Here is an 18,940-nt window from a genome sequence, read left to right as displayed (position 1 = left end):
TGGGATGGCTTGGGATGTGAACCGCCGGACGTTCGTCGGGGGCATGGGGGCGCTGGCGGCAGCCGGGCTCGCGCTGCCGACCTATGCGAAGAACGGCAAGAAGCTCAACGTGCTGATGATCGTCACCGATCAGGAACAGAGCGTCGCCAGCTATCCCAAGGGCCTGCTCGAAAAACTGCCCGCGCACCGCGAACTGATGGAGCGCGGGATGCTGGTCGAAAATTACCATGTCCACACGACACCCTGCACCCCGTCGCGCTCGACGATCTTCGCAGGCCACCACACCCAGCAGACCGGGCTGTTCCTCAACAGCGATAACGCCCCCAACCCGGTCATGGCCGACGATATGCCGACGCTCGGCCATATGATGCAGGCAGCGGGATATTACACCAGCTACAAGGGCAAGTGGCACCTCAGCCGCCTGAACCATGAACGCAACTGGCCGCGCGTTCCCGGTGGCATTTATCCCAGCACCGAACACGCCATGGAGAAATACGGCTTCCACGATTATGGCTTCGACGGCGAAGAACTGGGGCTGACGTGGGACGGTTACCGCGCCGACATGTATGTCGCGGGCGACGCGTCGCGCAGCATTTTCGATTTCGTCCGCCGCGACAAGGCGGGCGGCAAGCCATGGTTCATGGTCGTCGGCCTGATCAACCCGCACGACATCATGTTCTATGACGCGACGGGCGAACAGGCGAAGCACCGCACCCACCCCGATATCCTCGGCCCGCTGCGCCGCGAGCCCGGCGACCCGATTTACGAAGTCGACAACAAGTTCGACCTCCCCGAAAGCTTCTACAAGGACGACCTCAGCACCAAGCCCGAGGCACATCGCGCGATCGTCCGTCTCAACGATCTTTTCTATGGCCCGATCCCGCACGAAGACGAGGCGTCGTGGCACCGCTTCAACAATTATTATTACAACTGCCTGCGCGACGTCGACCGCCGCCTTGCCCAATTGCTCTGGGCTCTCAAGGAAAGCGGGCAGATCGACAACACGATCATCGTCTACACCAGCGACCATGGCGAACGCGCCGGCGCGCATCGCATGCGACAAAAGGCCGGGACGATGTACCGCGAGGAAACCAATATCCCGATGATCATCGCCCACCCCGACTTCGCGGGCGGGCGCACGACCAAGGGGCTGATGGGCGCAATCGACATCGCCCCGACGCTCATGTCGCTCGCGGGCCTTTCCGCCACCGATGCGGCCAGCAAATTCCCGGGGCTGCCCGGGGTCGATGTCTCGGGCCTGCTGTCGTCACCGGCCACACCAACCGAGCGCGACAAGCGCGGCCATTTCTTCAACTATGCCGTCGCGCATATGTGGGAACCGGCGTCGAAACGGAGCGTCGGACCGCGTCCGCCGGGTGAGACGATCCCCGATTACAGCAAAATCTATGACCTCTCGAAGCGGCGCCTGCACCGCGGCGTCCATGACGGACGCTGGAAGTTCGCGCGTTATTTCGCGCCGGCGCACCACCATATGCCGAAAGACTGGAAAACGCTGAACCGGCTTAACGACCTCGAGCTTTACGACACCCACGCCGACCCCACCGAGCTCGTCAACCTCGCGAACGACCCGAGACACCGCGCAACCGTGATGCGGCTGAACAAGATGGTCAACGCCCTGTCGGACCGCGAAATCGGTCCCGGTCTCGACGATGGCCGCGAATATCCGGGCCCGACCGAAATGTACAACCAGCCTGCCTGAGGCTGTGGCCGGAAAGCCGGGGTTTCCTCAGTTTTCCGGCCCCTTCTCAGTCGCCGGCCTCGTCCTGCGCCAGATTGAGCGTCATTCGTTCGATCACATCGAGGAACAGCGCCCGTTCCTTTGCGCTGACCCCCACCGCCGCGCGTCCGTTGACCTCGGCAACATAAGGGAAGAGGTCGGCGCGCAGTGCCACAGCATGCGGCGTCAGCGCGATCCGCCATTTGCGCTTGTCGTCAGCCGCGCGGGTGCGCGTAACGAGCCCGTCCTTCATCATCGCCGCGATCATCGCCGCCGTCGTATTTTCGGCGACCCCTGTGCGGTCGGACAACTGCTTTTGCGTCAGCCCGTCCTCGTCCCACAGCGCGCGCAGATAATACCAGTAACCCGTCGCGATGCCGTGCGGCGCCAGCCGCCGCTGCAGCGCGCGGTCAAAGGCGCGGTGCGCGCGGCGGATGGCAAAGCCGAAGCTATGCTGACCCGATTCAGATTTTGAAGGCTTCAAAACATTCCTCGGCAAAAAGCTCTTCGGGTTGCAGCCGCCGCGACGACAGGCCCTGCTCGTGATGATAGCGCAGGAAGGTGTCGATCACCGCGCGATTCGGACCAAAGCCATAGGGCCACCAGTCGCGCCCAAGCAAGCTCACCGCCTGTTCGACCGCCGCAATCTGCCAGGGCAGCATCGTCTTCAGCGACGCGGTGACGAGCAATTCCTCATAAACCTTCGCCTGCGCGGCCTCGAACGCCTTTTGCAGCGAGCGCGCGATCCAGCGGTTCTTTTCATAGATTTCGCGGCGGATCGCGACGACGTGCATGATCGGGAAGATGCCGGTGCGGCTATAATAATCCTGCTCGACGGGGACGAAATCTGTGAACAGGCGGCGGACCTTGTCGGGCTCGCTGTAGAAGGTGCTCGGCGTACGCGCGGTGTGGAGCGCGTCGATTTCGCCATCCGCGAGCATCCGCGACAGCGTCTGGTCGGGGCCGATCGGCTGAAGTTTGAATTTTTCGGGCAGGGTCAGCTTCAGCTTCTCGTCGCGCCCAGGCTGCTCCTCGCCGCCGGTATAATAGGTGACGCTCGCCGGATCGACGCCATATTCGTCGGCAAGAATGCCGCGGATCCAGACCGGCGCGGTCATCTGATATTCGGGAACGCCAATCCGCTTGCCGACCAGATCGGCGGGGGTTTCGATCCCGCTTTTCGCCGAGACGAAAATGCAGCTGTGGCGGAACAGCCGCGACGGGAAGACCGGGATCGCGATGAACGCCGGATCGGGGCGCGACAGCGTGACGCAGTATGACGACATCGACATTTCGGCGGCGTCGAATTCGCGGTGCCGCAGCATGCGAAAGAAGGTCTCCTCGACCTCGAGCGTCTGGAAGTTGAGGTCGATGCCGTCGGGCCGGATGCTGCCGTCGGCAAGCGCCTGGGTGCGGTCATAGTTCCAGCAGGCGAGCGAAATGGGGAGGCGGGTCATGCGTGTCTTTCAATGCGAGGAAGGAAGAAGGTCGGAAGGCGAAATATCGCGGCGCTCGCGCGCCGAGCGCAGGATGGCGTGGCACACCGCGAGGCTGTCGAGACCCCAGCGGCCGTCGAACAAGGGCGATTCGCCATCGAGGATGGCGCGGGCAAAGGCGTCGGCGACATCGGCGCGCTGCACCGGCGGCAAGGGCGCCGCGATGCTGCGCATCCCGCCATCGCCGTGAAGATTCACCCCCTGCGGGGTCAGTTCGAGATCGGCCTTTTCGCATAGCGCGACGAGCATCCCGAAGCGTTCGTGGTGGCGCACCGCGGAGCTGACCCGATCACCCGCAGCAAAGGTGCGCGCGGCTTTCGCCGTCTGTTCGTCGGCCCCCGCCAGCACCGCGCGCGCACGTCCATGGGCTGCGGGGTCTTTGGCACCGCCCAGCTCCCCCGCCCATCCCGCGAGCGCGTCGCTGTCGTAGCGCGCATAGCCCGAATAGGTGAGGTTCGCCGCGGCACCATTCTCGAACGTCAGCAGCGCGGTGAACGCGCCTTCGGCCGCGCGCGCGTCCCAGCCGCCGGTCCATGCGCGGACCGACGCGACCGGGCTGGCCGCGAGGCGGCGAATCATGTCGATCTGGTGCGTCGCCTGACTCAGCACCACGCCGCCGCCCTGCGCGGTGTCGAGTTCGGCCGGGCGGCGCGGGCGATAGAGGAAATCGGTGAAGTTCGCGGCGTGGATCAGCCGCACCGCGCCCGCCTCGCCCGACGCGATCAGCTCGGCCGCGAGCGCGACCGGCGGGTCATAGCCATGGCTTGGCCCGACCATCAGCACGGTTCCGGCGGCTTCTGCCGCCGCAACCATCGCCGCCGCCTCGGCCAGCGTCACCGCCATCGGTTTTTCAACCAATATATGCTTGCCCGCCTCGGCCGCCATGATCGCGTGGCGCGCATGGAATTCGTGCGGTGAGGCAATATAGACGGCGTCGAAATCGTCGCCATGCGCGAACAGCTCCTCGGCGCTGGCATAAGCGGGAAGCCCGAACCCCGCGCGCGCATCGGCATTGGGATCGCATCCGGCAACGAGCGTGATCCGCGGATGCGCAGCGAACGCCGGCACGGTCAGCACCGCGCCGCGTCCCAATCCCAGCACTGCCAATCGCACCGTCATCCGCCGCTCCCGAAACCCTTGCGGACCCATTTAGCGCCTGCCCCCTTGAAAAGCAAATTACTTCTATATAGAAGTATTTTTAAGCCGCACTGCACGGCACCCTTGTCAACTTCGGGAAAGACCATGACTCCTCAGCAAAATGACCTCCTCTGCCGCGTCGAAGGCGATGCCCCGATGGGCAAAGTGATGCGCCGCCACTGGATGCCCGTGTGCATGAGCGAGGAAGTCGCCGAGCGCGACGGCCCGCCGCGCCGCGCCCGCCTGCTGGGCGAGGATATGGTGGTGTTTCGCGACACCGAGGGCCGCGTCGGCGTGCTGGACGAACAATGCCCGCACCGCCGCGCCTCGCTGGTGTTCGGCCGCAACGAGGAATGCGGGCTGCGCTGCCTTTATCATGGCTGGAAATTCGACGTGAACGGGCAGGCGGTCGACATGTCGTCCGAACCCGTCGACGCCAAGCTGCGCGAATCGATGCGCACCCGCGCCTATCCGGCGCGCGAGGCCGGCGGTTTCGTCTGGGCGTGGATGGGCGACCCTGAAAATCCCGCGCCCTTCGATCCGCCGGTTTGGACGAAGGCCCCCGACGACAAGATCGCGATCGTCAAGATTCACGCCGCGTGCAACTGGGCGCAGGTGCTCGAAGGATCGATCGATTCGGCGCACAGCAGCAGCCTCCATTCGTCGAACATGCCGACCGCGACCGACGTGTCGGGATCGACCGCGACCGACAGCCAGTGGCTGCGCCCCTCGGCCGACAAGTCGCCGCGATTGCAGGTCGAACGCACGCCTTACGGCTTTCGCTATGCCGCGATCCGCACCCCGATCGCCGACGCCGACAAGCAGGATTACGTCCGCACGACGCTGTTCGCCGCGCCCTTCACCGTGATGATCCCGCCGACCGACCGTTATCGCCTGATCCAGATGCTGGTGCCGATCGACGATGTGAACTGCATGTTTTACTGGATCGCCTGGCACGAGACGAAGGGGATTTCGACCGAAGCCTGGCGCCAATTCTGTGATGCGACCCCCGGCATCGACATCGACCCCATCACCTTCCGCAAATATCGCAACGCCGAAAACGACTATCAGCAGGACCGCGCGGCGATGAAGGCCGGCGACTTCACCGGCATCAAGGGCATTCCCACGCAGGATATGGCGATGTGGGAATCGATGGGCCCGATCGCCGACCGCAGCCATGACAAGCTGGGATCGAGCGACCGCGCGATCTTCGAATTCCGCAAGATCATGCTGGCGCAGGCGAAGGGCACCGGCAGCGAGGCCCCTGAAAAGGGCTGGCGCAACGCCGATCTCTTCACTTTCGAAGGCATGGTCAGCCACAGCGACGACTGGCGCGAGGTGTCGCCGCCGACCTGATGGGGCCGTCCGTTTTGGCCTTCGCCGTTGTCAAGCCAACGGCGTCCCGGTAGGGGCAGGCGCGTGGACAGCAGCATCGAAATCGGAACCGAAGGAGCGGGCAGGGCCGTCCATATCAACGTGCAGGAATTGCTCGCAACACGCCTGCTCGTCCAGGGCAATTCGGGTTCGGGCAAGTCGCATCTCCTGCGCCGCCTGCTCGAGGAAAGCGCCGAACTCGTCCAGCAGGTCGTGATCGATCCCGAGGGCGATTTCGTCACGCTCGCCGACACCTACAGCCATGTCGTCGTCAACGCCGGCGACTATAATGAGCGCGAGATTGCGGCGATGGGCGCGCGCATCCGCGAGCATCGCGCCTCGGTCGTGCTCAGCCTCGACACGCTCGATATCGAGGCGCAGATGGGCTGTGCCGCGGTTTTCCTGAACGCGCTGTTCGACGCGCCGCGCGAACACTGGTTTCCTGCACTGGTCGTCGTCGACGAAGCGCAGATGTTCGCGCCGAGCGCGTCGGGCGACGTGTCCGACGCGGTGCGCCGCGCCAGCCTGAGCGCGATGACCAATTTAATGTGCCGCGGGCGCAAGCGCGGGCTCGCGGGGGTCATCGCCACCCAACGGCTTGCAAAACTCGCCAAGAATGTCGCCGCCGAGGCGAGCAATTTCCTGATGGGCCGCACCTTCCTCGACATCGACATGGCGCGGGCCGCCGACCTGCTGGGCATGGAACGGCGGCAGGCCGAACAGATCCGTGAGCTCGAGCGCGGATCTTTCCTCGGCCTTGGCCCCGCGATTTCGCGTCGGCCGATATCGGTCAAGATCGGCGCGACCCGGACCGCGACGCGAATGGGAACCCACGGCCTGATGCCGATGCCCGACGCCGAGCCGCAGGATATGCGCACGATGCTCTTCGCCGAGCTCGAAACGCAGGTGAAGCCGCCCCCGCCGCCCGCACCGGCGCCGGTCGCGCCCGATGAACTGATCCGCCGTTTTGCCGAGCAGGCCGCGACGGATCATGGCGACGACGGCGCGAGCGACAACGACGCCGACACGCCCGAAATCGATATGCCCGACATCGATGGCGCGATCATCACGGTGCTCGAGGATATGCTCGCCGATCCCGGCAATGCCTTTCATCCCGAATCCTTCCTCTATCAGGATTTCTCGGTGCGGTGCCGGATGCAGCGGCTTGCCCGCGTCCCACTCGACCTCACCCAGTTTCGCCGCCGTTTCGCCTTTGCCAAGGGCGGCATCTTCGAGCCCGCCCAGCCCGAATGGCAGGAACTGATCGGCGCCGCCGGGCGGCTTCCAGACGACATGCTCGCGCCCTTCACCCTGATCGCGCGCGCAGCAATGGAGGGGAGCGCCTGCCCCGACGACGACGCGCTCGCGCGCGCCTATGGCACCAGTTCGTCGGGCCGCGTCCGCCGCCTGCTCGAATATATGGAAAAGCAGGGCGCGATCGTCGTGCGGTCCGATTTCGGCGGTCGACGCTCGATCGGCATTCCTGCGCTCGGCGTCAGCACCGAAGCCGAATAGCGCCGCGTACCACCGGCGGTGGCGCGGATTTTCTGCTCCGGCTGGCGCTATCAGCCTTTCACGACATGCTCGCGCTGTTCGGCGCGGCCCATCGACAGCAGGACCGGCTCCTCCGCCTGTCGCGCCATGAAGTCGGCCTTGCTTGCAATTCCCTGCCAGCCGATGCCGATCAGCGATTGCGCGATCGCGCCGCCCAGCGTGTCGCCGGGGCCGGGCAGGATGATGACGTCGGGGGCATATTCCCGGACCGCGACCTGCACCGAGCGCGCGAAGTCATAGGGCGCGAGAATCTGGTGGCCGAAGCTATAAGCCCAGAGTGCCGCCGGCTCGCTCGACAGGCGGCGCCAGATCTGGCCGCGCCCATCGACCAGCGGCAGCGCCGGACGGCCGAACAGCGAGGTCGGCAATTCGGTCTTCGCCTTGTCCGAACTGCCGAACATCAGCGGGGTGTGGAAAGGACCGTGCCCCGCAAGGCGCAACGGATCGCGACCGGGGGTCGGCGGTGCTTCGGCGAGCAGGGCGGCAAGCCCGGCCTCATCGCCCGCGAGCACGAGCATCCCGGCAAGGTCGATCGACAGCGCGAGCGCATGGCCGGGTCGCGAGCCGATGTCGGCGACGAGCGCCAGCAGGGTTTCGCGGAGGCCGGGCACCGGCCGCCAATCCTCATCGACGACCTGCAGCAGGACCTGTCCGCCGGGGCCGTGGGCCTGGCTGTTCATCCCCATTGCATTGCTGATGCGGAAACCATCCTCGACCGACACCGCCCCGCCGCAGGCGAGCGCGCTGTACCAGCCCATCGAGTTGCCCGCGACGGCAACGATGTCGAACGCCTCGCGGTCGATACTGAGGAAATCGAGGATCGTCGCGGTGTAGATCAGCGGCGCCGCAACATCGCCGCGCATATGGGTCGCAACGCTGAAACGCTCGGCGCTGTCGAGTTCGCTGACCGTCGGCTGGCCCTGCTCGCGGCGCTGCGCATCGAAATGGGCGATCAGCTCACCGAAACGCTCTCCGTGCAACCGGGCGATGCTGCCAAGCTCGCCCTTTCCATATGTGCCACGCCCCGGCGCAACGACGAGGGCCGTCTTTTTGCTCGCCGCCATCACCAATTCCTCTTCCGTTTGTGCTGAGCTTGTCGAAGCACTGTTCTTCTCTCTTTGGTCAAAAACAAGGACGGCCCTTCGACAAGCTCAGGGCGAACGGACCAAAATTCAGTCTTTGCCGATTAGCTCACGCGCCGCCGCGGCGATGCTGTCGCGGCTCGGCATCGTCAGCGTCGCCGCGCGGCCGAGCGGGATGAAACTGTCGTCGGCGGCGATCCGCGCGAGCTTCTTGTCGGGCGTGCGTTCGGCGAACAGCGCCATCAGCGCCTCGCTCTGCGACCCGGTGATGCGGCATTCGTCGACGATCAGCACGCGCTTGGCGTCGCCGACCGCTGCGACCAGCGCGTCGGCGTCGACCGGCCCCAGCCAGCGCAGATCGATCACCCGCGCCTTCACGCCCTCGGCGGCAAGCAGCTTTTCGGCCTGGCGTGAGAGATAATAGCCATTGCCATAGGTGACGATCGCAAGGTCGCTGCCGTCGCCATGAACGCCGACTTCGCCGAGGCGGATCGGTGCGCCCTCCCCTGGCGCTTCATAATTGCTTGTCCACAGCCCATCGCCCTCTTCGTGGAGATCGCGGGTCATATAGAGCGCGATCGGTTCGACGAAGACGACCACCCGCTGCTCCTCGCGCGCCAGCCGCACACATTCGCGAAGCATATGCACCGCATCGCGCCCGTTCGACGGCACCGCGAGGATGACTCCGGGAATGTCGCGGAAGACCGCGAGGCTGTTATCATTGTGGAAATGGCCGCCGAAGCCTTTCTGGTAACCGAGCCCCGCGATGCGCAGCACCATCGGGTTGGTATATTGGCCGTCGGAGAAGAAACTGAGCGTCGCCGCCTCACCGCGAATCTGGTCCTCGGCATTGTGGACATAGGCGAGGAACTGGATCTCGGGCATCGGCAGAAAATCATTGTGCGCCATGCCGATCGCGAGCCCGAGGATCGCCTGTTCGTCGAGAAGCGTGTTGACGACGCGCGCCGAACCGAAACGCTGGTGAAGCTTCGCGGTGACATTATAGACGCCGCCCTTCGGCCCGACATCCTCGCCCGCGACGACGATCTCGGGATAGGCAAGCATCAGGTCGGCGATCGCCCAGGAGAGCAACCGCGCCATATGCTGCGGCTTGTCCATCGCCCCCGCATCGCTGCCGAACATCGCACTGCGATCCTCGGCCGACGGGGTGTTGGCGCGCACGACCTCGCGCTTCGGCGGGATCAGGCTTTCCATCACATGCGCGGGCGTCGTGATCTTGGGCCGCAGGATCGCAGCCTCGGCCTGCCGTGCCAGAGTCGCGCCAATGTCTTCATAGGCGTCGGCGATTTCGGCGGGGGTCATCCAGCCCTGCTGCGCCATCAGCGCTGCGCCGGCGAGCAGCGGGTCGCGCCTCTCATCCGCCTCGATCAAGGCCTTTGGCAGATAGGCGCCCTGCACGTCCGACCCGGCGTGGCCATAAAGACGCACCGTCGCCATGTGGAGGAACACCGGCTTGCGATATCGCCGCGCATAATCGGCCGCCTCGCACGCCCCGGCATAGGCCGAGGCGAGGTCGGTGCCGTCGCACCGGATATAGTGCAGCCCCGCTCGGTGGCGGAACTGCGCCTCGATCCACCCCGTCGGGGTACGGGTCGAAATGCCGATGCCATTGTCTTCGCACAGGAAGATCAGCGGCATCGGTGATCCCTGAAATGCTGCCCAGCCGGCGGTATTGAACGCGCCCTGTGCAGTCGAATGATTCGCCGACGCATCGCCGAAGCTTGTCAGCACCACCGCGTCGTCGGGAAGCGGTAGCCCGGTCCGGCCCAGCCGCCGCGCGATCCCGATCGAGAAAGCCGCGCCGACCGCCTTCGGAAGATGCGAGGCGATCGTCGAGGTTTGCGGCGGGATATTGAGCGGCTTCGACCCGATCACCTTGTGCCGCCCGCCCGAAATCGGGTCATCGCTCGACGCGGCGAAGCTCAGCAGCATGTCCCACGTCGGCGTCTGTCCCGGCACCTGCCGCGCACGGTGAAGCTGGAAAGCATTTGAACGATAGTGAAGAAATGCCATGTCGGTGACGCGCAACGCGGCGGCGACCGCGGCATTGCCCTCATGCCCCGACGATCCGATCGTATAGAAACCCTCGCCGCGCGCCTGAAGGTGCCGCGACAACCGGTCCATCTGGCGGCTGGTCAACTGGGAAAGGAAAATATCGGTCGCATCGCCGCGCGACAGGCCAATCACCGCAGGATCGGGCGCATCGCCGCGATCGGGCAACGCCCCTTGCGCCAGCGCCGCAAGGAATTTTTCATGTACCGCCTGCGCCGCGTCCACTCCCGATCTCCTGTTCACCGCCACCGGTTACACATGCAACCATCCGGCCTGTTTTTTCGCGCGCTAGAACGGCGCTCCGCAACGCGCAAGCATCTCTTGCCTTGGCGCGCCGCGACGCGCTACCACTTGTTGCGATGACGGAGCGGGGCGGGGCCATAATTTCAATATGATATCGATGGGGATCGTCCAGGCGTCGGCCGCCGCCGCGCCATCGAGTCAGGGGTGGCTCATCGATCCCGAACTCGTCGATCCGGGTTATGCCCAGACGATGGCTGGCGGTGAAATCCAGACCAGCTTCCCGCCGCCGCCGCCGACACCTCCGACGCCCGAATGGCTGAAATCGCTGCTCCAAGGGCTCGGCGACTTTTTCCAGTGGAGCGCCCCCGCTCTTAAGCCACTACTATGGATCGGCGCGATCCTGCTGCTGCTTTTCATCCTCTATCATTTCGTCCCGGCCTTCGCGCAGTGGGTCGATGAGATTCGTTTTCGCCGCAAGTATGGGGCGGCCGACGAAGAAATTGTCGGTCAGGCCGAAGCCGGCGCAGCACGCGCGCTGCTGGCCGAGGCCGACGCGCTGGCCGCCGAGGGGCGCTTTGCCGAGGCCGCCCATCTGCTACTCTATCGCAGCGTCGAGGATATCGAGGGCCGCCGCCCCGGCCTCGTCCGGCCGGCGATGACCTCACGCGATCTGGCCGAGACGCAGGATCTTCCCGCGGTCGCGCGCGGCGCGTTCAGCCGCATCGCAGGCGCCGTCGAAATCAGCCTGTTCGGCGGGCGGTCGATCGATGCCGCCGCCTGGCAAATATGCCGCGACGCCTATGCCGAGCTGACCGTGCCGAAAAACTGGGCGCGCACATGAGCGCCTCCACAGCCCATGACGCCGGCTTCAACCCGCGCCTGATCGGCGGCGTGATCGTCATCGGCATCATCGCCTTCATCGCCCTCTGGGCGCTGATCGCGCTCGGCCCACAGCTTTCGACCGGAAAGGACGGCGGCGGCCATGCACTGTCAAAGGCAGCACCGGGCTATGCTGCTATCGTCGACCTGCTCGAGCGCGCAGGCGCCGATGTCGAACTGCGGCGGCAGGTCGAGCCGCCGCAATATGACGACTATACGCAGCTCGCCATCCTGACCCCGACCGTCCGCACCCGACCCGAAGAGATGACGGAATTGCTCGAAGCGCAGGGAAAGGCGCCGGTCCTCATCATATTACCCAAATGGTATACGCCGCCAACCCCGGGCAAGGCGCCCAAGCCCGGCTGGGCCGGGCCGGGCATCCCCGGCATGCCGCCCTCCCGGCTTTTGCCGCCCGCCATTTTCGGCGAAGTCGATCTGCAAACCCACGAGGGAAGCCAGCCGGGCTCGGTGCGCGCCGATCTCGCCGGCCGGACCGTCGATGTCGCGGTGCCCGCCAACGGCATTACGGTGACCGGCGACGCAATCGAAACGCTGATCGCGCATCCGGCGGGCGGCGCTATCCTCGCGCGGGTCAAGGAGCGCGACCTCTATATCCTCGCCGACCCCGACCTCATCAACAATCTCGCCTTCGCCTCGCGCGACAAGGCACGCGCGGCGGTGTCGCTGATCGATGCGATAGCCGAGGACGCCGCCGCCGACGGCCTCGCCTTCGACCTCACCCTGAACGGCTTTGGCGGCGGGCGCTCGCTGCTTCGCTTCGCCTTCGTCCCGCCCTTCATCGGCATCACCCTGTGCCTGATCGCGGCGGGCCTGCTCGCATTGTGGCAGGCGTGGATACGTTTTGGCCCATCGCTGAAACCCCAGCGCGCGATTCCGGTGTCAAAGGCAGCACTGATCGCCAACAGCGCCGACCTGATCAAACAGGCGCGGCGCGAACTCGATGGCGCCGATGCTTTCGTCCACAGCCAGCGTAGTGCGATCGCCCGGCGGCTGCATGCCCCGGCGGGACTCGATTCCGCCGCAACCGACGCATGGATCGACAAGCATTTGCCGCCCGGCAGCGATCTGTTCTCCGCGCTCGCCCGGCGCCTGCCGCTCGCGCGCAACACCCATGAGTTTTTGGCAGACGCGCAGGCGCTGCACGCCATCAGGAAGGATCTACTCCGTGACAGCTAATCCCATCGCCAAAAACGTCGAGAGCGTCCAGGCGCTCGGCGCCGCGATCGAGGCCGAGGTTGCCAAGGTCGTATTCGGTCAAGGACCGCTGACGCGCATGGTGACGATCGCCTTGCTCGCGGGCGGGCATGTCCTGCTCGAAGGCCCGCCGGGGACCGCCAAGACCCTGCTCGCGCAAGCCTTTTCCCGCGCCACCGGCCTCGATTTCGGGCGCATCCAATTCACCCCCGACCTGATGCCCGGCGACATTTTGGGGTCGAACCTGTTCAATTTCCAGACGTCGAGCTTCACCCTGACCAAGGGAGCTATCTTCACCGAATTGCTGCTCGCCGACGAGATCAACCGCACCCCGCCCAAGACGCAGGCCGCGCTGCTCGAGGCGATGCAGGAGCGCCGCGTGACGATCAATGGCGAAGCGCATGCCTTGAGCCCGCGCTTCACCGTGCTCGCGACGCAAAATCCGATCGAGCAGCAGGGCGTCTATCCCCTGCCCGAAGCACAGCTCGACCGCTTCCTGTTCAAGCTGGTCGTCGATTATCCCGACGCCGCCGAGGAACGGCGGATCGTCGCCGACCATGGCGGACGCTTCAAAAGCCCTGCCGTCGCCGATTTCGGCGTGACGCAGGTCGCGAACGCCAAAACGATCGAAGCCGCGATCGACACGATCGCGACCGTCCGCCTCGCCGACGAGATCGTCGACTATATCGTCCGCCTCGTCCGCGCGACGCGCGAGAGCGCCGACCTGGAGTGCGGCGCATCGCCGCGCGCCGCGACTTTGCTCGCGCGCGCCGCCTGCGCCGCCGCAGCGCTCGACGGGCGCGACTATGTGATCCCCGACGACATCCAGCGCCTCGCCCCCGGCGTGCTGCGTCACCGCGTCATCCTGTCGGCGGCGGCCGAGATCGAGGGCCGCAATGTCGAACAGATCGTCGCGGCGCTGCTCGAGCATGAGGAAGTCCCGCGATGATCAGGATTTCCACATTATCCTCCCTGTGGCGTAGCCATGGGGAGGGGGACCGTTCGCGAAGCGAATGGTGGAGGGGCAGCGAGGTCGCGCCATTGGCCCCTCCGTCAGCGCTGCGCGCTGCCACCTCCCCATCGCTTCGCGACAGGGAGGATCTTTCGCGATGATCTACCCAACCCGGCGGGCGATCTATCTGCTACTCGCGGGCGCGCCCCTGGCGCTCGCGCTCGGGCTGATCCGCCCAGAGCTGTGGCTGGTCGCGCCCGGCTGGATCGCCGTCGTCCTTGCCTGCCTGCTGCTCGACGCGGTTGCCGGCGCCAGCCCGCGCCATCTCGCGCTCGATGCGCGCTTTCCGCATCAGGTCGGGGTCGGCGACCCTTTCGACATGACGCTATCCGCGACGGGCCGCGCAGTTCCGCGCCGCGCCGAAATCGCCATCGCGATGGACGAACGGATCGCACCCGGCGGACGGCTGGCGAGCGACATGACCGCAGTCGGCGGCGCCGACGCGCTGGCCCGCACCCTGTCGCTTTCGGCATCGCGGCGCGGTCAGGCGCTGGTCGAGGCATTGTGGGTCCGCTGGGCCGGGCCGCTAGGCCTCGTCTGGAAACAGCGGCGCTTCGCAATCGACCGCGCCATCGGCGTTGTCCCCAGCCTGCATGCGGTGACCGAAGAGGGCAGCCGCCTGTTCCAGCGCAACAGCTGGTTCGGCCTGCGCCAACAGCGGCTGCGCGGCGAAGGCAGCGAGTTCGAAGCACTCGCCGAATATCAGCCCGGGATGGACCGGCGCGCGATCGACTGGAACGCCTCGGCGCGTCACGTCAAACTGCTCGCGAAGGAATATCGGGTCGAGCGCGACAATCGTGTCGTGCTGGCGATCGACGGCGGCCGGACGATGGCCGAGCCCGTCGGCGGCATGCCGCGCGTCGACCGCGCGGTATCGGCGGCGCTGCTGCTCGCTTATGTCGGGCTGAAACTGGGCGACCGGATCAGTCTCTTCTCCTTCGCTGCCAAGCCGCAGGCGCTGACCCCCGCCTATATGCACACGCAGGATTTCCCGGCGCTGCAACGCGCCGCGAGCCTGATCGACTATGCTCATGTCGAAAGCAATTTCACCCTCGCGCTGACGACGCTGTCGGCGCAGCTCACGCGCCGCTCGCTGATCATCCTGTTCACCGAATTCACCGATGCGACGAGCGCCGACCTGATGATCCGCGCCGCCGGACGGCTGGTCAAGAAACACCGCCTTTTGTTCGTCGTGATCAAGGATGAAGAAGTCGAAAGCGAAGAGCGTCGCCGCCCCGAAAGCGCCGCCGACGTCACGCGATCGAATGTCGCCGCCGCGATGCTGCGCGACCGGCAGCTGGTGATCGCGCGGCTCCAGCGTTTGGGGGCGGATGTCATCGAAGTGCCCGCCGATGCGATGGGCGCGAGCGCGGTCGAGGCCTATCTGGGCATCAAGCGGGCGGGTAGCCTGTGATCCCCGCCGCCCCCGCCGCGCGCACCATCGATGCGCCAAGCTTTTCGACCAGCCGCTTTCGCGCCGAGCGCGAGGCCGACTGGATCGCCTTCGACGCGCTGCTGACCAGGCTCGAGAAACGGGGCGCCAAGGCGCTGACCAGCGACGAGCTGTTGCAACTGCCCCTGCTCTATCGCGCCACCCTGTCGTCGCTGTCGATCGCGCGCGCGACCAGCCTCGACAAGGCGTTGCTCGACCATCTCGAGGCCTTGTCGATCCGCGGCTATTTCCTCGTCTATGGCGTGCGCGAAACGCGGCTCAGTCGGCTGCGCCGCTTCTTCCTCTATGACTGGCCCGCGGCGGTGCGGGCGGTGTGGAAGGAAACCGTCATCATCGCGCTGATCATCCTGCTCGGCGCACTGACCAGCGGATCGCTCGTCGCCAGCGACCCCCAATGGTATTTCAACTTCGTCGAGGAGGAGATGGCAGGCGGGCGCGATCCGCGCGCTTCGGTCGAATATCTCCAGTCGACGCTGGGCCATGGCAAGGCCGCCGGCGAGCAGGAGGATGGCCTCCACGTCTTTGCGACCTATTTGTTCACCCACAACAGCCGGGTGTCGATCATGTCCTTTGCGCTCGGCTTCGCCTTTGGCGTGCCGACGATGATGCTCGAATTTTATCAGGGCATCGGGCTCGGCGCGATGCTGGCGCTGTTTTCGTCGAAGGGGCTGGGTTTCGAATTTGGCGGCTGGCTGTTCATCCACGGCACGACCGAGCTATTCGCCGCCGCCTTGTCGGGTGCAGCGGGGCTTCGCATCGGCGCCGCGGTTGTCTTCCCCGGCGCACGCGGGCGGTTGCAGGCGGCGTCGGATGCGGGGCGCACCGCGGGCAAGGTGATGGTCGGCGTCATATTGATGCTGCTCGTCGCCGGGTTGCTCGAGGGTTTCGGGCGCCAGCTGATCACCGACACGATGCTGCGCTACGGCATCGGTACGCTGATGCTATTGTTCTGGCTGGCCTATTATTACATCCCGCGGCGCGAGGACGTCGCATGACTGCCGCTGTCGCCGACGCCCAGCGCCGCACCGCCGAGAGCCGGAAGATCCGGCAGTTCATCACGCCCGAGGGCGTCGATCTGGAGCTCAAGATCGCGAGTTCGGGGTTGCGGCTCGGCGCGCTGATCATCGACATCATCCTGATCCTGATCATTTTGACCCTCTTCTCGCTGGCGATGCTCTGGGCGGGAATGGCATCGCGGTCCGATATGATGGTGGTCGTGTGGATGCTCGGTGCCTTTGTCCTGCGCACCTTCTGGTTCATCGGTTTCGAACTGGGTCAGCGCGCCGCGACACCGGGCAAGCGACTGATGGGGATTCGCGTTGTCGCGCGCGACGGCGGGCGCCTGACCGCCGACGCCGTGGTTGCGCGCAACCTGATCCGCGAGCTCGAACTTTTCCTGCCGCTGATGATGCTCGGCGTCGGCGCGGCGGAGGATATGGTGTCGGGCTGGACGATCCTCGCCGGGGTCGCCTGGTCGCTGACGCTCAGCCTGTTCCTGCTGTTCAACCGCGACCGGATGCGGATGGGCGATCTGATCGCTGGCACCTGGGTGGTGATGGCAAAGCGCGCCAAGCTCGACGCCGATATCGCTGCGGGAAGCGATCAGGGCGACGCAATCCGCTTCAGCGACGCCGAGCTGGGCGTATACGGCATTTTCGAGCTACAGGAGCTCGAACGTGTGCTGCGCGTTCGTGATCCGCGCGCGATGCGCGAGGTCGCCGACACGATCCGGGCCAAGATCGGCCGACCGGTCGCCGAAGAGGATGACGCCTTCCTGCTTTCCTATTATCGCCAGTTAAAGACCAGGCTCGAACGCAAATTGCTGTTCGGCAAGCGTCGAGAGGATAAATATGCCAGTGACTGACACGCTTTCCCTTTCGGTTACCGAAACGCTGAACCGCCGCCGCTCGGTGCGCGCCTTCACCGACCGCGCAGTCGACCCCGCTCTACTCCGCGACATTTTTACTGCCGCTCAGCGCGCGCCGTCGGGCGGCAACCTCCAGCCCTGGCAGGCGACGGTGCTGACCGGCGAACCGTGGCAGGCGATGAAGGACGCGGTCGCCGCGCGCATCGCGATGGGGCGTGAGGGCCATGAGCCCGAATATGACATCTACCCCAAGGGCCTGACCGAGCCGTGGGAAGCCCGCCGCTTCGGCGTCGGCGAGGGGCTTTATGCCGCGCTCGGCATCCCGCGCGAAGACAAAGCCGGGCGACTCGCTCGGTTCATGGAAAATTACCGGGGTTTCGGCGCACCGGTGATGCTTTTCCTCCATTGTTCGCGCATCATGGGCCCGCCGCAATGGTCGGACATGGGCATGTGGCTGCAATCGGTTATGCTGCTACTCGTCGAAGCGGGCCTCGCCAGCTGTCCGCAGGAATGCTGGGCGATGTACGGCGCCACGGTGCGCCGCACCCTCGCGCTGGACGACGGCCAGATTTTGTTCACCGGCCTCGCGATCGGCTATGCTGACGAGGATGCGGCGGTGAACCAGTGGCCGGTGCCGCGCGCGCCGCTGGATGAAGTGATCGATTGGCAGGGATTTTAGTATGACCAGCAGCACCGCCGGATTTCGTCATGCCATTACGGGGGCGCTTGCCCTCGCACTGGCGGGCTGCACCGCGATTCCGGCACCCGTCGCGCCCCCTGCGCCGCGGCCGGTCGCGCCCACGCCGACGCCCACCCCACTGCCCACACCCACCAAAAGCTGGAAAGATCGCGCCGTCGACAGCGGCGCATGGCGCTATGATGCCGCCAGCCGGACCGCTGCGTTCGTCCCGACGGGCAGCGCAAACCCGCTGCTGACGATGGCATGCAGCGGCGAGGCCATTCGGCTGACCTCGACGCTCGCGGGCAATGTCAGCCTGCGCACCAGCGCCGGAACCGACCAGATCCGCTTTGACAATGGGAGCGCGAATCTCGGCAATCGCGACCCCCGGCTCGACAAGATCGCGTTCAGCCGCGGCCGCTTCGCGCTCGAGACGCCAAGCGGCGGCGCGCTCACGCTGCCCGTCCAATCGGAGATTGGCCGCGTGATCGAGGATTGCCGGTAGCGAGCGTCGCCCCCGCGAAGGCGGGGGCCGTTAGAGGCTTTAAACCTGCTTGCCTGCGTAAAACGACAGCGGCCCCCGCCTTCGCGGGGGCGACGGGACAAACTCAGGCGCCCAGCTGAACCGTGCCGCCCCTGATCCAGCCCCAGCGGCACGGCCCCTGATATTCGCGCGCGTTGGGCACCGACTTGCCGATGCCGCACATGTCGGGATCGGTGCCGGGGGCGGCAAACACCACGCCAAACCAGGCATCATTCTCGGCCGCCTCGCACAGCGACACCTTCTCGCCGCCCGCAAGCTTCGCCTTCACCGCGCGCGTTTCGCCGGGCGCCCAATAGACGTCGGTGCCGCCGGCCTTGACGCGCGAAATGCTCGAACAGGCGGGCAGGCTCGGCCCTTCGGTGCCGATCATCACCGCGCGCGTTGCGAGCGGTTCGCCGGCGACGACGGGGCCATTGTCGGCCGGCGGCGGGGCCTCCGAACAACCCGCAAGCGCGAGCGCCAGCAGCATGGTGAGGGGAAGGGCGGGGTGAGCGAATGGAGAGCGTTTCATGCCGCGAAACTAGCCGCCGCGGCGCGCGCGCGCAACGCTCCTCGCCCCGGCCCCGAGAGCCGCATTTTCGCTTGGGTTTTGGG

General features: G+C 66.0%; 17 protein-coding genes. 11 read left to right on the top strand and 6 right to left on the bottom strand.

Going from position 1 to position 18,940, the window contains the following annotated elements; all coding sequences use genetic code 11:
• Window positions 1-4: 4 nt before the first annotated feature.
• Entirely contained in the window at window positions 5-1,720 is a 1,716-nt protein-coding gene (locus CDQ91_RS08875) for a sulfatase family protein (protein WP_088472370.1), read from the top strand.
• A gap of 46 nt (window positions 1,721-1,766) precedes the next feature.
• On the opposite strand, the gene CDQ91_RS08870 is transcribed toward CDQ91_RS08875, so the two are convergent.
• The 3 genes from CDQ91_RS08870 to CDQ91_RS08860 are packed head-to-tail and all read right to left on the bottom strand — an operon-like array spanning window position 1,767 to window position 4,353.
• Entirely contained in the window at window positions 1,767-2,222 is a 456-nt protein-coding gene (locus tag CDQ91_RS08870; RefSeq protein ID WP_088472369.1) for a MarR family winged helix-turn-helix transcriptional regulator, read from the bottom strand.
• Window positions 2,203-3,195, bottom strand: coding sequence for a 4,5-dihydroxyphthalate decarboxylase (locus CDQ91_RS08865; protein ID WP_088472368.1), 993 nt, complete (start codon window positions 3,193-3,195; stop codon window positions 2,203-2,205). Before CDQ91_RS08865 ends, CDQ91_RS08870 begins: the two co-directional genes overlap by 20 nt.
• A 9-nt stretch (window positions 3,196-3,204) precedes the next feature.
• Window positions 3,205-4,353, bottom strand: coding sequence for a Gfo/Idh/MocA family protein (locus CDQ91_RS08860; RefSeq protein ID WP_088472367.1), 1,149 nt, complete (start codon window positions 4,351-4,353; stop codon window positions 3,205-3,207).
• Between the two features lie 123 nt (window positions 4,354-4,476).
• On the opposite strand from CDQ91_RS08860, the gene CDQ91_RS08855 reads away from it, so the two are divergent.
• Window positions 4,477-5,727: a Rieske 2Fe-2S domain-containing protein gene (locus CDQ91_RS08855; protein ID WP_088472366.1), complete on the top strand. Its 1,251-nt coding sequence runs from the start codon at window positions 4,477-4,479 to the stop codon at window positions 5,725-5,727.
• A 63-nt stretch (window positions 5,728-5,790) separates the two neighbouring features.
• Window positions 5,791-7,260: a helicase HerA domain-containing protein gene (locus CDQ91_RS08850; protein ID WP_088472365.1), complete on the top strand. Its 1,470-nt coding sequence runs from the start codon at window positions 5,791-5,793 to the stop codon at window positions 7,258-7,260.
• Between the two features lie 50 nt (window positions 7,261-7,310).
• Here the strand turns inward: CDQ91_RS08850 and CDQ91_RS08845 are convergent, their stop codons facing one another.
• Both CDQ91_RS08845 and CDQ91_RS08840 read right to left on the bottom strand, forming a co-directional pair.
• Window positions 7,311-8,363 (bottom strand): acyl carrier protein, encoded by a 1,053-nt coding sequence (locus CDQ91_RS08845; protein WP_088472364.1) that lies wholly within the window; start codon window positions 8,361-8,363, stop codon window positions 7,311-7,313.
• A gap of 108 nt (window positions 8,364-8,471) precedes the next feature.
• Entirely contained in the window at window positions 8,472-10,679 is a 2,208-nt protein-coding gene (locus tag CDQ91_RS08840; RefSeq protein WP_088472363.1) for a dehydrogenase E1 component subunit alpha/beta, read from the bottom strand.
• A gap of 166 nt (window positions 10,680-10,845) precedes the next feature.
• Between CDQ91_RS08840 and CDQ91_RS08835 the strand changes: the two genes are divergently transcribed.
• The 8 genes from CDQ91_RS08835 to CDQ91_RS08800 all read left to right on the top strand — a co-directional run bounded on the left by CDQ91_RS08835 (window position 10,846) and on the right by CDQ91_RS08800 (window position 18,307).
• On the top strand, window positions 10,846-11,538 hold the full coding sequence (locus CDQ91_RS08835) for a DUF4129 domain-containing protein (RefSeq protein WP_088472362.1): 693 nt from the start codon (window positions 10,846-10,848) through the stop codon (window positions 11,536-11,538).
• Complete coding sequence (locus CDQ91_RS08830; RefSeq protein ID WP_088472361.1) at window positions 11,535-12,773, top strand: DUF4350 domain-containing protein; 1,239 nt, start codon at window positions 11,535-11,537, stop codon at window positions 12,771-12,773. Before CDQ91_RS08835 ends, CDQ91_RS08830 begins: the two co-directional genes overlap by 4 nt.
• A 97-nt stretch (window positions 12,774-12,870) precedes the next feature.
• Window positions 12,871-13,740 carry an AAA family ATPase gene (locus CDQ91_RS08825; RefSeq protein WP_419722557.1) on the top strand — a complete coding sequence of 290 codons (870 nt, stop codon included), beginning with the start codon at window positions 12,871-12,873 and terminating at the stop codon, window positions 13,738-13,740.
• Between the two features lie 160 nt (window positions 13,741-13,900).
• Window positions 13,901-15,217 carry a DUF58 domain-containing protein gene (locus CDQ91_RS08820; protein WP_088472360.1) on the top strand — a complete coding sequence of 439 codons (1,317 nt, stop codon included), beginning with the start codon at window positions 13,901-13,903 and terminating at the stop codon, window positions 15,215-15,217.
• The gene (locus tag CDQ91_RS08815; protein WP_088472359.1) at window positions 15,214-16,251 is read left to right on the top strand and encodes a stage II sporulation protein M; all 1,038 of its coding nucleotides are present in this window, start codon (window positions 15,214-15,216) and stop codon (window positions 16,249-16,251) included. Before CDQ91_RS08820 ends, CDQ91_RS08815 begins: the two co-directional genes overlap by 4 nt.
• Window positions 16,248-17,120, top strand: a complete 873-nt coding sequence (locus CDQ91_RS08810; RefSeq protein ID WP_088472358.1) for an RDD family protein — start codon at window positions 16,248-16,250, stop codon at window positions 17,118-17,120. The genes CDQ91_RS08815 and CDQ91_RS08810 overlap by 4 nt, the downstream gene beginning before the upstream one ends.
• Window positions 17,107-17,802, top strand: coding sequence for a nitroreductase (locus CDQ91_RS08805; protein WP_088472357.1), 696 nt, complete (start codon window positions 17,107-17,109; stop codon window positions 17,800-17,802). Before CDQ91_RS08810 ends, CDQ91_RS08805 begins: the two co-directional genes overlap by 14 nt.
• 1 nt (window position 17,803) lies before the next feature.
• Window positions 17,804-18,307: a hypothetical protein gene (locus CDQ91_RS08800; protein WP_088472356.1), complete on the top strand. Its 504-nt coding sequence runs from the start codon at window positions 17,804-17,806 to the stop codon at window positions 18,305-18,307.
• A 103-nt stretch (window positions 18,308-18,410) separates the two neighbouring features.
• Here the strand turns inward: CDQ91_RS08800 and CDQ91_RS08795 are convergent, their stop codons facing one another.
• Window positions 18,411-18,857 (bottom strand): hypothetical protein, encoded by a 447-nt coding sequence (locus CDQ91_RS08795; RefSeq protein ID WP_144036732.1) that lies wholly within the window; start codon window positions 18,855-18,857, stop codon window positions 18,411-18,413.
• Window positions 18,858-18,940: the final 83 nt, after the last annotated feature.

It is taken from the genome of Sphingopyxis witflariensis, assembly GCF_002205635.1.
In the GTDB taxonomy this organism is placed as follows: Bacteria; Pseudomonadota; Alphaproteobacteria; order Sphingomonadales; family Sphingomonadaceae; genus Sphingopyxis; species Sphingopyxis witflariensis.
The sequence above is the reverse complement of the archived record's forward strand: the minus strand, read 5'-3'. Positions and strand labels throughout refer to the sequence as shown.

Excerpts from the sequence above, each read along its gene's own strand:
- CDQ91_RS08845 (WP_088472364.1), bottom strand. The coding sequence starts at position 8,363 with ATGGCGGCGAGCAAAAAGACGGCCCTCGTCGTTGCGCCGGGGCGTGGC.
- CDQ91_RS08795 (WP_144036732.1), bottom strand. The coding sequence starts at position 18,857 with ATGAAACGCTCTCCATTCGCTCACCCCGCCCTTCCCCTCACCATGCTG.
- CDQ91_RS08820 (WP_088472360.1), top strand. The coding sequence starts at position 13,901 with ATGATCTACCCAACCCGGCGGGCGATCTATCTGCTACTCGCGGGCGCG.
- CDQ91_RS08865 (WP_088472368.1), bottom strand. The coding sequence starts at position 3,195 with ATGACCCGCCTCCCCATTTCGCTCGCCTGCTGGAACTATGACCGCACC.
- CDQ91_RS08825 (WP_419722557.1), top strand. The coding sequence starts at position 12,871 with ATGGTGACGATCGCCTTGCTCGCGGGCGGGCATGTCCTGCTCGAAGGC.
- CDQ91_RS08810 (WP_088472358.1), top strand. The coding sequence starts at position 16,248 with ATGACTGCCGCTGTCGCCGACGCCCAGCGCCGCACCGCCGAGAGCCGG.
- CDQ91_RS08805 (WP_088472357.1), top strand. The coding sequence starts at position 17,107 with ATGCCAGTGACTGACACGCTTTCCCTTTCGGTTACCGAAACGCTGAAC.
- CDQ91_RS08860 (WP_088472367.1), bottom strand. The coding sequence starts at position 4,353 with ATGACGGTGCGATTGGCAGTGCTGGGATTGGGACGCGGCGCGGTGCTG.
- CDQ91_RS08835 (WP_088472362.1), top strand. The coding sequence starts at position 10,846 with ATGATATCGATGGGGATCGTCCAGGCGTCGGCCGCCGCCGCGCCATCG.
- CDQ91_RS08855 (WP_088472366.1), top strand. The coding sequence starts at position 4,477 with ATGACTCCTCAGCAAAATGACCTCCTCTGCCGCGTCGAAGGCGATGCC.
- CDQ91_RS08875 (WP_088472370.1), top strand. The coding sequence starts at position 5 with ATGGCTTGGGATGTGAACCGCCGGACGTTCGTCGGGGGCATGGGGGCG.
- CDQ91_RS08830 (WP_088472361.1), top strand. The coding sequence starts at position 11,535 with ATGAGCGCCTCCACAGCCCATGACGCCGGCTTCAACCCGCGCCTGATC.
- CDQ91_RS08800 (WP_088472356.1), top strand. The coding sequence starts at position 17,804 with ATGACCAGCAGCACCGCCGGATTTCGTCATGCCATTACGGGGGCGCTT.